Here is an 11,831-nt window from a genome sequence, read left to right on the forward strand (position 1 = left end):
ATCGGCGTGATCGAGATGGAGCACACGGTCGATCCGCGCATCGCCCATCGGCGGGCTTCGGAAAGCGGGGTCTGGCTGCGACCCTTCGCGCGCAACATCTATTGCATGCCGCCCTATGTGATCTCGGGCGACGAGCTGAGCCAGGTGACGGCGGCCATGGTCGAACTGGCGCGAGGCGACGCATGAGGCGGCACTGGCTGACCCGTGACGGCGGAGCGCAGTTGACGCTTGTGTTCGGCGGGTGGGCGCTGGGGCCTGCGCCGTTTACGCGCCTGACCGCGGCGGCGGATGTTCTGGTGGTTGACGACTATCGCAACCTCGACGACGCCCTGCCCGAAACCGGCGACTATGACACGGTCCGGCTGCTGGCCTATTCCTTCGGGGTCGCGTCGGCCGCGCATTGGCTGTCGGGTCACAGGCTGACCTGTGTCCGCAAGGTTGCGGTCAACGGCACGCTGTTTCCGGCGGATGCAGACCGGGGCATCGCGCCCGAGACGGTCGCGGCCACGGCCGATGGCCTGAGCGCGGCCAGCTTTGCACGGTTCTGCCGCCGGGCCGGGCTGGAAGGCCCCGCACCCGGGATCGATTTTGCCGTCGCGGCCGAGGAACTCCGGGCCATCGCGGCGCGTGGACCTGCGCCCGATCCCGGGTTCGACCGGGTCTGGATTTCTGCCTCGGACCGCATCGTGCCGACGGCGGCGCAGGAGGTGGCCTGGGGCCAATCGGACACCGTGCGACGCATCCCTGGCCCGCACCAGCCTTTCGTGGCGGGGCAGACCTGGGCGGAGTGGTTCGCATGAACGCCATGCCCACGGACCGCATCCGGCGCAGTTTCAGCCGCAGCTTCGGCAGCTATCATTGCGCCGCTGGCCCGCAGGCCCGGATCGCCCGCGCATTGGCGCATCGGCTGGTCGATCTCGGGGCGCCCCTGCAATTTGGCACTTTGTTCGAAATCGGCTGCGGAACCGGCCATCTGACCGAGGCGCTGCATCAGCAGTTTTCGTTCACCCGGTCCACGCTCAACGACCTGATGGCCGAGGCCCAGGAGACTGCGCGGCGATGGGGCGCGGATTTCCTGCCGGGCGATATCCGCAATGTGACATGGCCCGCGCGGCCCGACCTGATTGCCTCGGCCTCGACGGTCCAATGGCTGGACGATCCGGCGGCCGTGGTTCGCCGCGCGATGCATCAGGTCGCACCCGGCGGGTGGGTTGCCATTTCGGGATTTGGCCCCGACCAGTACGCAGAACTTTCCGCGCTGGGGTCGGCCGCCCGCGCGCCCGGTTTGTGCGGCCCCGAGGATCTGGCCGCGGGGATCGGCCCCGATGTTAAAATCCTCGACCTGTGGCAGGATCGGCAACCGCTGTGGTTCGACACGCCGTTGGACGTGCTGCGCCACCTGCGTGATACCGGGGTGAACGGCCGCGCGGCGCAGGTCTGGACCCGCTCCGACCTGACCGATTTCAGCACGCGCTATCGCGCCGCGTTTTCCGGCCCCGAAGGCGTGCGCCTGACCTATCACCCCGTCTGGATCATCGCCCGCAAACCCGGCTAGGGGCCAACCGGTCGCATCCGGCCCCTCTACACCTGCCCGAAAACTGGTGATAGGCCTGTGCCCAGGGGAGGATCGGCGTGGACATATCTGAACAGCGCATCAAAGAGATGACAACCGCAGGGCTGAACCTGATTGGTCAGGCGTTGTCGATCTATGACGACCAGTTGCGCCTTGTGGTCAGCAACAAGCGTTTTCAGGAAATGTTCGACCTGCCCGAACGCCTGGTGCAGCCGGGCGCGCTGTTCAGCGACACGATCCATTTTCTGGCCAGCCGCGGGGAATATGGTCACGACCAATCGGTCGAGGATCTGGTCAGTGTCCGGGTCGAACAGGCCTTGGCGTTCGAGCCGCACTACATGGAACGCGTGCGCCCCAACGGGCAGGTGATCGCGATCGAGGGTGCACCCCTGCCCACCGGTGGCTGGGTTGCCGTCTATACCGACATAACCAGCACCAAACGGGTCGAAGAGCTTCTGCGCAGCCGGTCCGAAGAACTGTCGGACCAGTTGCTGAGCCATGCCGAAGAGCTTTCGGCCACCAACCGGCAACTGGCCGCCACGATCAGCGCGCTGGAAGAGGCCAAGCGCCAGCTGACCGAGATCGAAGCGCGCACCCGCATGACCACCGAGATGATGCCCGCACATATCGCCCATCTGGATGCCGAGGGGCGGTATGATTATTCCAACCGGCGGCTCAGTTCGGTCCTGCCGGGGCGGCCGTCGGACATCCTGGATCTGCACATCTCGCAGGCCCTCGGCGCGCACGCTTACGAGCGGGTCCGGCCGCACCTGAAACAGGCCTATGACGGGCAGGCCTCGGTGTTCGAATTCACCGAGGATCAGGATTCACGCCGTATCCGTGTCTCGTTCACGCCCGATGGCGCGGGCGGCGTCTATATCATGTCGGTGGACATCACCGAGGAAACTCAGGCCCGCGTGGCCCTGCAGCAGACCAGACGCCGGGCGATGGCCGCGCAGATGACCAGCGGGCTGGCGCATGATTTCTCGAACCTGCTGACCATCATCCTGGGGATGCAGGCCAAGCTGGAAAAGATGGACCTGCCCGAAGACGCCGCCGAGCTTGTGGTCGCAACCCAGCAGACCGCGCGGCGCGGCGGGCAGCTGCTGAACCGCATCGCCGACATGACCGGCAACCGCACCCCGCAGCCGCAGGCCACCGACATGCGTGGCCTGCTCGAGGATCTGCGGGTGCTGGCCTCGCCTTCTTTGCCGCGTGGTGTGGGGCTGTCGGTGGTCAATACTCTGCCGGATGAAGCGCTGATGTTGGACCCGGGCATGGTTCAGGACGCGTTGTTGAATCTTGTGCTGAACGCCCGCGACGCCTGCGGCAGTAGCGGGCAGATCACCATCAGCGCCCATGCGATCGGTCGGATCTGGGTGGAAATTACCGTGTCCGATACAGGCCCGGGGTTTTCACCCGATGCGCTGGACAAGGCGTTAAACCCGTTTTTCACCACCAAGGGCAGCAAGGGGTCGGGGCTGGGCCTGCCGATGGTCTATGACACGGTCAAGCTGGCGGGTGGAGACCTGCAACTGCGCAATACGCCCTCGGGCGCATCCGTAATGCTGCGGCTGCCCTATCGGCCCGCGCCGCCTGTCCAGTCGGGCCTGGCGTTGCTGGTCGAAGACAGCGACGATCTGCGCCACCAGTTCCGCGACATGCTGGTTGATCTGGGTCTTTCGGTGATCGAGGCGACCTCGGCGGATGAGGCGCTGGTACTGACCGCCAGTTTGAATGACATCTCGCTGATCTTGTCCGATATTCGGCTGGAGGGCACTGCCACCGGCATTGATCTGATCGAACGACTTGCTCTACCAATTCCGGTGATCCTGATGACCTCGTTGCCCTATGATGACCCGCTGCACCGTCAAGCTCTTGCCAAGGCGCCGGTCCTGCGCAAACCCTTCACCCGCGCGCAATTGTCCGCGCTGATCCGAACCGAGGCCGCCTCATGACGCAACCCCTGGTGACCATTCTGGACGACGAGCCGGAAATCCGCCGGATTCTGACCGAAGCGCTTGAAGACGCTGGATTTCGAACCCAGAGCTTTGCCCGCGCCCGCGAATTCGAAGCGTCTCTGAAACGGGTCACGCCGGATGTGTGCCTCGTGGACCTGTCGCTGCCCGACACCGACGGATTGGCGCTGGTGCACCGGCTGGCGCTTGAACAGGGTGCGGCGGTCATCATCATTTCGGGTCGGGCACAGGTGCAGGACCGGGTGACGGGGCTGGAGTTGGGGGCCGATGACTACATCACCAAACCCTTTGACCCAGCTGAGGTGGTGGCCCGCATCCGCGCCCGTCTGCGTGCGCCCAGATCCCAGGTGCAGCAATCGCAGGTGGCCAGGTTCCATGGCTGGACGGCGTGTTTCGACCGCTATGTTCTGCTGTCTGATACCGGTGAGGAAGCCGCATTCAGCCATGCCGAGGGCGAAGTTCTGCGGCTGTTCCTGGAAAGCCCCAAACGCCTGATCAGTCGAGCGCAGATGCAGGAGGCTTTGGGCGGGGCTGCGGGCGAAAGCTTTGACCGGGCGATGGACGTGCGCATATCGCGGCTGCGTACCAAACTGGGAGAAGACCCCAAGAACCCGCGCCTGATCAAGACCATCTACGGCGCCGGTTACATCTTTCTGGGCGACGTCGAGTGGCGGTGATAGAGTTTCGGAGCGAACGGCCCGACAGGTCTTGGTCACCCAATGCTTTGACGAAAACCCGCATTGGCACTGGTATTTTCGAGCTCAGCCCCTAACTGAAGGCTTCTGCGCGTCGTGGCACGGCTTTGCCGGTCGGCGCTTTGACAACTTGCAAATCCGGTTCTGACACGCAACAAGGCGTCAGAACGTTTGGAGACCCTGATGATCGGAAAGACCTGGGCCAAGTGGCGCTCCGGCCATATCGGCCGGCTGGTGGGCGATAGTCTGCGGGCGCAGTGGCGGCTTTATGCCATCGCAATGGTCGCCATGGCGATCGTGGCCGCGACGACAGCCGGAACCGCGTGGATGATGGAAAGCATCGTCGACGCGATGACCACCCCCGAAATGCAATCGCAGGTTTACTGGATTGCGCTTGGGGTCGTTGCGCTGTTTTTCACCAAGGCGGTGGCCTCCTATGCTCAGGCCGTGTTTCTGGCACGCGCCGGTAACCGCATCATCGCCGAGCAGCAGGAAAAGCTGTACGACAAGCTTATCACCCGCGGTGTCGGGTTTTTTGCCAAGACCGAGTCGTCTAGTCTTTTGATGCGCGTGACCAATGGGGCCCAGGCCGCGCGGCGTCTTGTGGATGTCATCGTCACCAGTTTCGTTCGAGACGCCCTGACGCTGGTCGGCCTGGTCTTTGTGATGGTCTACCAGCAACCGGTTCTGTCGGTTATGTTCTTTGTGGTGGGGCCATTGGCCCTGTGGGGCGTGCGGGCGCTTTTGAAAAGCGTGCGCGTCATCATGGAATCCGAGCTGAAATCGCTGGCAGAGATCATCAAGGTGCTTCAGGAAACTTCGGCCGGCATCAAGGTGATCAAGGTTTTTGCGCTCGAGGACATGATGGTCGACCGGATGCACGGCGCCATTCGCTCGGTCGAACGCCGCGCCAACTCGATCGCCAAGCTGCAGGCGATCGCAAGCCCCTTGATGGAGCTTCTGGCCGGATTGGCGGTGGCGGGCGTTCTCGTGGTTTCGACGATGGGACTCGCCGGCAGCGAGCCGCCATCGGCGGGTCAGTTGATGTCGTTCATCACGGCTCTTCTGATGGCCTACGAGCCGGCCAAACGGCTGTCACGCATGCGTGTGGCGATCGAAACCACGTTGGTGCCGATCGGCATGATGTTTCAGCTGCTGGATCAGGAAGACCCGATGCGCGAAAAGCCGGGGGCAATCGACCTTGCTCCCGGGCCCGGTGAAATTCGCCTGAAGGACGTCACGTTCGGGTATCGCGGTTCGCACCCGGTCATCCGAAATCTGAGCGCGACTTTCGAGGCTGGCAAGACGACCGCGCTGGTGGGGCAATCCGGCGGCGGAAAATCGACCATCTTCGGCCTGATCATGCGGTTCTACGATCCCAAAAGTGGTTCCGTCGAAATCGACGGGCAGAACTTGCAGGATGTCAGCTTTGCCTCGTTGCGGCGCAAAATCTCGTTTGTGGGCCAGGACACGTTCCTGTTTTCGACATCCGTGATGGAGAATTTGCGCTTTGCCCGACCGGATGCCACCGACGAAGAGGTCATCGAGGCGGCGCGTGCTGCGCATGCGCATGACTTCATCATGGCGCTGCCCAAAGGTTATGATACGCAGGTTGGCGAAAACGGAGCCTTCCTGTCGGGTGGGCAAAAACAGCGCCTGGCCATCGCCCGGGCCATTCTGCGCAAGGCCGAGATCCTGTTGCTGGACGAAGCCACCAGTGCTTTGGATGCGGATTCCGAATCCCTGGTCAAGGACGCCTTGGACAGATTGACCGAAAACGTCACCACGATCGTCATCGCGCACCGGCTGTCGACGGTGCTGGGCGCGGACAAAATCATGGTGGTGCAAGACGGGCAGGTGGTCGAACAAGGCAATCTGGATGAATTGCTGGAAATGAACGGCAGATTCCGGGGTTTGTTCGACCAACAGTTCAAGACGTCCTCCAATTGACGCAGTTGGCGTGCCCTAGTCCCTGAACGCGCGGTTCTTGATCTTCAGAACCGGCTGCAACAGATACTCCAGGACGGTTTTCCGCCCGGACAGAATATCGACCTCGGCGATCATGCCCGGAATGATCTCGACAGGGTTCCCGGCCGCGTCCAGCAGCTTGTCTTCGGTCCGCACCTCGACCACGAAAACCTCTTCGTCGTTGCGCTCGGATCGGGTGATCGTGTCGGCACCGATGCGGATGATTTCACCGTCAAGTGCGCCATAGCGCGCGAAATCATAGGCCGTTATCTTGACCCTGACCTTCTGGCCTGCACGCAGAAACGCAATGTCCTCGGGCCGGACATAGGCTTCGACCAGCAGGCTGTCATCCAAGGGGACGATCTCGACCAGCTCCTCTCCGCTGCGGGCCAAGCCGCCTAGTGTGCTGCGGTGCAATCGGTTGACGATTCCTTTGACCGGTGCCCGGACCTGCGCCCGCGAAGCTCTGTTTTCCAGCGCGGGCAGCGTCGGCTCCAGTGCGGCCAATTCGGCCGTGACCAAGGCAAGGTCGGTCAAGGCCGACGTACGAAACCGGCTGCGGGCGGCCTTGATCCGATCATCGATTTCGCTCAACCCGGTGTTCAGCCGCAATGTGGCCGCCTCGGCTCTGACCTTGCGCCCTTTCCATTCGGCTTCGCTGCGGCGCAGGGCCATCAAGGTCGTCGCCGGCTCCATCTGGCGTTTAACCAGGGGTTCGATCAGGGCACGTTCCTCCGCCAGGACCTTGAGCGTTTCCTCCGCCGTGACCTTGTCGACCAGACCTTCTTCATACTCGCGCTGGCGTTGTTCGCGTTGTCGCTCCAGAATCGCGATCTCATCGGCCAATTCCGCCTGCCGCCCCAGATACAAGGCCGTCTCGGACTGGACGACTTCGGGCGCCTGCCGGACCAGATCGTCCTCAAACCTCAGATCGGTTCCATCGATCTCGGCCTGTAGCCTTTGTGCCTTTGCCATCAACCCAAAGGCCTTTTGCCGTTCGCGGTCCAGGTCGCTGTCAAGTTGCGTGGCGTCGAATTCCATCAACAGCTCATTCTTGTCGACGACCTGACCCTCGCGAACATGCAGGGCCAACAGAACGCCGGGTTCGGTGGCCTCGATGACTTGAACATCGGCCGACGGTACAATGCGCCCATCGGCGCGTACGACATCATCCAGTTCGGTGGTATACGCCCAGACACCCGCAACCAGGATGCAGCTCAAGGTCACCAGCAGCAGAACCGAACCTCGCGCGCCCGGGCGGCCGCGCAGTTCCCGCTCAAGGGAAGCAAAATCAGGATGCCGCGACATTCAGATGCCTCCGTGTACTGCGGGCGCGATGGGTCAGTATCGACTTGGGGCCGTCGGCGGCGATCCTGCCGTTCTCGATGACGATCACCCGCTCCACCATCTCTAGAAGGCTGGTTCTGTGGGTGACGACGATGGTCGTGGTTCCTTTTGTGGCCGTCTTGAGGCGCTGGATAATCTCGGCTTCTGACTTTACGTCCATTGCGCTTGTCGGTTCATCCAGGATCAGGACCGGTGGTCGCCCGATCAAGGCCCGTGCCAGGGCGATGGCCTGTCTCTGACCCCCTGACAGACCTTCGCCGCGCTCTGCCAGTTGCAGGTCGTAGCCGCTGGGGTGTCGGTTCACGAAATCTTCGACTCCGGCGATGTGGCCGGCGCGGATCAGGTCTTCCTCGCTGGGCCGATAGGCGCCGCTGACTATGTTGTCACGCACGGATCCTGAAAACAGCCATATGTCCTGCAGAACCGATCCAATGCTTCTCCGCAGGTCGCCCGGGTCAATCTGCCGGATGTCGATATTGTCCAGAAGAACCGACCCCGATCGCGGCTGGTACAGTCCCAGAAGCAACCGGGCAATTGTGCTCTTGCCCGAGCCGATCTGCCCAAGAATTGCGACCTTTTCCCCGGGTTCGATGGTGAAGGTCACGTTTCGCAGCGTATCTTCTTCCTGACCGGGATAGGCGAAGCAGACGTTATTGAAGGAAACGCGGCCTGCAAAGCCGGGCCGGCTGATCCAGGTTCGTCCTGCTGGCTGTTCGCAGTCTGCCGACATCAGAGATTGCAGGTTGCGATAGGCGCTGCGCGCCTGATTGACCCGCGTCAGTGTTTGCGCAACCTGCCCCAGCGGGGCCAAGGCCCGACCGGTCAACATGACCGATGCAACGAGGGCACCCATGCTGGCGTGACCGTCGGCAATCAGGAATACCCCGTAGAAGACGATGAGAACCTGCGCGGCCTGTTGCACGAATCCGGTCAGGTTAAGCGCGAACTGGGTGATCGCCCGGCTCTTGATCCCGTTTTGCGAATGCCGCTCGACCGCCTCTTCCCAGCGCTTGCGCATCCGGTTCGAGGCCGTCGTGGTCTTGATCGTCTCTAGACCGGCCAGAGTTTCCACCAATACTGATTGCTTGGACTGCCCTTCGTCAAAATTCCGTGCCGCGAGCCGGGAAAGAAAGGGTTGCACCACCAAGCCCGCCAGCAGGACCGCAGGCACCGCCAGCGCCGGAATGGCCGCCAATTGACCGCCCACCATGTAGATCGCGAAAATGAACAACGCGATGAAGGGCAGGTCGACGACGGCAACCAGCGTGGCTGACGTAAAGAACTCGCGCAGGGTTTCGAATTCGCGGACGGTGCTCGCCATGGCGCCAATCGACCCGGGGCGCGATTGCATCCGGATGTTCAGAATCTGGTTGAAGATCCGTCGCCCCATCAGCATGTCGGCCCTCTGGCCGGCCCTGTCGATGAACCCGGCCCGCAAGATCTTGAGGATGAAATCAAACAGCAACGCAAGACCGACGCCGACCGTCAGCGCGACAAGGGATTCCGTCGCCTCGTTGGGAAGTACCCGGTCGTAGACGACCATGATGAAGACCGATGTGGCCAGACCCAGAAAGTTGGTCATGGCGGCAGCCAGAGCGACTTGCGCATAGGACCAGCGGTTCGCCATCAGGGCCGACCAGAACCAGTGACCGTCGTCCCTGGTGTCCGGCTTCGGACCGTCCCTGTGGGCCTTACGGAACAATATGGCATAACCGGAATAAAGCGAGGCAACCTTCTCTTGGGGCATTTCCGAAACGCCATTGTCCAGTTCAGGGTCAAAGATCAACAGGTCTCCGCCGTGACCCCGTCCATGATAGACGACCGCCTTGTCGCCCTGCATCAAAAGAACAGCAGGTGCCAGCACATCGTCGAAGTCTTCCAGTCGACGTGCACCAAAACCGGCCTGCAGGCCGGCATCCTGAGCGAGAGCCAATGTCTCTTTGACGTTCAACCCCTTTTCCGGGTTGTGCTGGGCCGCAATGACCCGCGATGGCGTCAGTGGCCGCCCCAATTCGGCTGCGACGTGCAGAAGGCAACGCTCCAGTGCTTTGAAGTTCGGCTTTGTGGGTTCCGGGCGCTCCGAGGTCATGGCATGCCGTTCCAGTTTTCCAGTTGGATATCAAACAGGTCGAGGATGTCGCCGGCCAGGCTGATGGCGGCGTAATTGGTCAGGAAAAAGTTCTGCTCGGCGAGGATCATCCGCTCCTGCGCGGCGACCAGATCGCGTTGTGCATCCAGAATTTCGATCAGGCTGCTGCGGCCGATCTTGAACTGCTCTTGCATCGCCGAAACATTCTGGATGTTTGCCTGAACGGCGCGGCGCGCCTCTTTCAGTCGTTCGGCGCCGGCTTTCTGGTCTGACCGAATGAAGCCAAGTTCGCGGCCGATTTCGCGGATCAGCGTTTCCCGCTCGAATTCCGCCTGCTTGATGCGCGCCGAGGCAGCGGCGATTTGGGCTCGCCGTTTGCCGGTGCTGTCAATCTCGTAATTGACGGACAGGTCCACTCCGAAATTCGCGTCATGGTTGTCGTCCTGGTTGGCGAATGCGGATACGCGAATATCCGGTTGGCGCCTGGCCAAGGCCGCCGACTGCTCGGCCCTAGCGGCAAGAAGCGCCGCATCCGCGCGTCGAACCTGTGGGCTGTTCAGCACGATCTGGCTGTCGCTTCTGTTCAATACGGGCGCGGGAAGCGGAGCGGGTAGAGCACCGGGGTCATAGCCGAATATCTCCCGGAAACGGGCGATGGACCGATCAGCCTGCGCCTGCGCGTCGGCCAGTTTCGTGCGGGCATCCGCGATCCTGGACCGGGCGGTCAGAAGATCAGCAGTCGATCCGGCTCCGATGTCGGTCCTCTCGGAAATCTGTCGTTCGATCTGTTCGTGCGCCGCTACATTCTGCCGAGCAATGTCAACAAGCTCGCGCCGGTTCAGAACCGAAACATAAGCCTCGATTGCGGCCAATGCGGTCGCGGAAGCCGTCTGCAATTGGCTGCCGCGGCTTTCCAAAATCCTGGCCCGAGCAGCGGCCAGATTGCCAGAGGCCGCGCCGCCGTCATAGACTAATTGAGAGACGCGTAGATAGGGCGATAGGTCAGAAACATTCGAATCCACGCGCTCGGAACGCGCATTCAATCCCAAGGACAGCTGCGGCAGAAATGCACCTTCGGCGACGTCCCGGTTCGCGCGTGCCAGGTCGATTTCCGTATTTGACTTCGCAAGCGTCGGACTGGATTCCACCGCCTGGCGGATGCGGCGGCCGAACTCGCTGCTGGTCAGTCGCTCAGACGGTTCGGTAGCGCCCGCTCCGGCCGTGCCGGCCGAGAAGGCCATTTCGACTGGCGCCAGATCCGGCACGGGTTCGCACGCGGAGACAAGAGACAAAAGAATGCAGCCAAGTACTTTCTGCGCAGACCGTTCAAACAAATGCATGGGAAGCCTCGTTTTCGGCCTTGGATTGTGCCGTAGCGAGCGCAGTGAGAAACCCGTCCAGTTCCGACGGCTGGGAGGTTGCGCAAGCGGATTGAGTTCGGCCGGCGGCCATCTGCAACTTGCCCAACCATTCAAAATGAGCGAGCGAAACCCGATGGCTGTATGCGATCTGCATTGCGCCACTCGTCATCATCAGCGAGGTTTCGGGCGGTGACAACTCGGCCAAACGCGTGAAATCGATGCCGCAAAGAGGCAAATCCAAGCTCAGCGGCACACCTGATTGCAAGGGTGCAAACAGCTTGAGCTCGGCAAGGACGGCGCAGGCGGACTCAGCCGCTCTCTGCTCCGCCACATAGTGTCGCATGAAGTCGACGACTGTCCCAAGCTCTTGCGAGGGCGCCTTGTCGGACGTGAAAAACGGCAGTCCTGTCGAATCTGGTGTGACAAGGCCCGTCGTTTCGTCCACAAGCAAGGTAAAGGTGCTCTCGTGCCCGGCTTGCCGACGGTCGGCCGGCGCCGCGAAAAAGGGGTGACACCGCAGGACAGACGGCACATAGGGTGCCAACCATCGGCCGTCGTTTGCGACGAAGACGTTTGGTTCCCCTTCCAAGACAGACATGATGCAGACCGGTCGCAGCGATTCGCCGTTGGAGAGAAACCCGATCGGGAACGAAGCTGCGACGATCGGGATTTCTGAGGCAACAACCTCGCAAACTGCCATGGTTCGGGCGAAATCGTAGGATGTGAACCGATGCCAAGAGCATTTGGAATGTCTCTGTGTGGTCACTGCGACCCGGTCGTTCTGAACCATTTTCCCTCTCGATGCTCGCTATGGGCAAC

At 62.0% G+C, this 11,831-nt stretch carries 9 protein-coding genes and 1 pseudogene; 6 read left to right on the top strand and 4 right to left on the bottom strand.

Annotated elements, in window-relative coordinates; genetic code table 11:
• From AC2FMM_RS12735 to AC2FMM_RS12760, 6 genes and pseudogenes are all read left to right on the top strand, one after another.
• Positions 1-186, top strand: a pseudogene (locus tag AC2FMM_RS12735) (adenosylmethionine--8-amino-7-oxononanoate aminotransferase BioA); the annotation flags it as partial.
• Positions 183-800 (top strand): pimeloyl-ACP methyl esterase BioG family protein, encoded by a 618-nt coding sequence (locus AC2FMM_RS12740; protein WP_496796749.1) that lies wholly within the window; start codon positions 183-185, stop codon positions 798-800. The pseudogene AC2FMM_RS12735 and the gene AC2FMM_RS12740, both read left to right, overlap by 4 nt.
• Positions 797-1,555 (top strand): methyltransferase domain-containing protein, encoded by a 759-nt coding sequence (locus AC2FMM_RS12745; RefSeq protein ID WP_496796750.1) that lies wholly within the window; start codon positions 797-799, stop codon positions 1,553-1,555. The genes AC2FMM_RS12740 and AC2FMM_RS12745 overlap by 4 nt, the downstream gene beginning before the upstream one ends.
• 107 nt (positions 1,556-1,662) lie before the next feature.
• Positions 1,663-3,531, top strand: coding sequence for a PAS-domain containing protein (locus tag AC2FMM_RS12750; protein ID WP_496796824.1), 1,869 nt, complete (start codon positions 1,663-1,665; stop codon positions 3,529-3,531).
• Positions 3,528-4,229 (top strand): response regulator transcription factor, encoded by a 702-nt coding sequence (locus AC2FMM_RS12755; RefSeq protein ID WP_496685249.1) that lies wholly within the window; start codon positions 3,528-3,530, stop codon positions 4,227-4,229. The genes AC2FMM_RS12750 and AC2FMM_RS12755 overlap by 4 nt, the downstream gene beginning before the upstream one ends.
• 201 nt (positions 4,230-4,430) lie before the next feature.
• The gene (locus AC2FMM_RS12760) at positions 4,431-6,197 is read left to right on the top strand and encodes an ABC transporter ATP-binding protein (protein WP_496796751.1); all 1,767 of its coding nucleotides are present in this window, start codon (positions 4,431-4,433) and stop codon (positions 6,195-6,197) included.
• A 15-nt stretch (positions 6,198-6,212) separates the two neighbouring features.
• Here AC2FMM_RS12760 and AC2FMM_RS12765 read toward each other — a convergent pair whose 3' ends face one another.
• From AC2FMM_RS12765 to AC2FMM_RS12780, 4 genes are read right to left on the bottom strand one after another with little or no spacing between them, the layout of a single operon-like run.
• Positions 6,213-7,523, bottom strand: coding sequence for an HlyD family type I secretion periplasmic adaptor subunit (locus AC2FMM_RS12765; RefSeq protein WP_496741668.1), 1,311 nt, complete (start codon positions 7,521-7,523; stop codon positions 6,213-6,215).
• Positions 7,507-9,651, bottom strand: a complete 2,145-nt coding sequence (locus tag AC2FMM_RS12770; RefSeq protein WP_496796752.1) for a type I secretion system permease/ATPase — start codon at positions 9,649-9,651, stop codon at positions 7,507-7,509. The genes AC2FMM_RS12765 and AC2FMM_RS12770 overlap by 17 nt, the downstream gene beginning before the upstream one ends.
• Positions 9,648-10,991, bottom strand: coding sequence for a TolC family protein (locus tag AC2FMM_RS12775; RefSeq protein ID WP_496796753.1), 1,344 nt, complete (start codon positions 10,989-10,991; stop codon positions 9,648-9,650). Before AC2FMM_RS12775 ends, AC2FMM_RS12770 begins: the two co-directional genes overlap by 4 nt.
• The gene (locus AC2FMM_RS12780) at positions 10,978-11,802 is read right to left on the bottom strand and encodes a SapC family protein (protein WP_496796754.1); all 825 of its coding nucleotides are present in this window, start codon (positions 11,800-11,802) and stop codon (positions 10,978-10,980) included. The genes AC2FMM_RS12775 and AC2FMM_RS12780 overlap by 14 nt, the downstream gene beginning before the upstream one ends.
• Positions 11,803-11,831 lie beyond the last annotated feature (29 nt).

It is taken from the genome of Ruegeria sp. BHSC043 (assembly GCF_059612985.1).

Excerpts from the sequence above, each read along its gene's own strand:
- AC2FMM_RS12775 (WP_496796753.1), bottom strand. The coding sequence starts at position 10,991 with ATGCATTTGTTTGAACGGTCTGCGCAGAAAGTACTTGGCTGCATTCTT.
- AC2FMM_RS12770 (WP_496796752.1), bottom strand. The coding sequence starts at position 9,651 with ATGACCTCGGAGCGCCCGGAACCCACAAAGCCGAACTTCAAAGCACTG.
- AC2FMM_RS12740 (WP_496796749.1), top strand. The coding sequence starts at position 183 with ATGAGGCGGCACTGGCTGACCCGTGACGGCGGAGCGCAGTTGACGCTT.
- AC2FMM_RS12755 (WP_496685249.1), top strand. The coding sequence starts at position 3,528 with ATGACGCAACCCCTGGTGACCATTCTGGACGACGAGCCGGAAATCCGC.
- AC2FMM_RS12760 (WP_496796751.1), top strand. The coding sequence starts at position 4,431 with ATGATCGGAAAGACCTGGGCCAAGTGGCGCTCCGGCCATATCGGCCGG.
- AC2FMM_RS12780 (WP_496796754.1), bottom strand. The coding sequence starts at position 11,802 with ATGGTTCAGAACGACCGGGTCGCAGTGACCACACAGAGACATTCCAAA.
- AC2FMM_RS12765 (WP_496741668.1), bottom strand. The coding sequence starts at position 7,523 with ATGTCGCGGCATCCTGATTTTGCTTCCCTTGAGCGGGAACTGCGCGGC.
- AC2FMM_RS12745 (WP_496796750.1), top strand. The coding sequence starts at position 797 with ATGAACGCCATGCCCACGGACCGCATCCGGCGCAGTTTCAGCCGCAGC.
- AC2FMM_RS12750 (WP_496796824.1), top strand. The coding sequence starts at position 1,663 with ATGACAACCGCAGGGCTGAACCTGATTGGTCAGGCGTTGTCGATCTAT.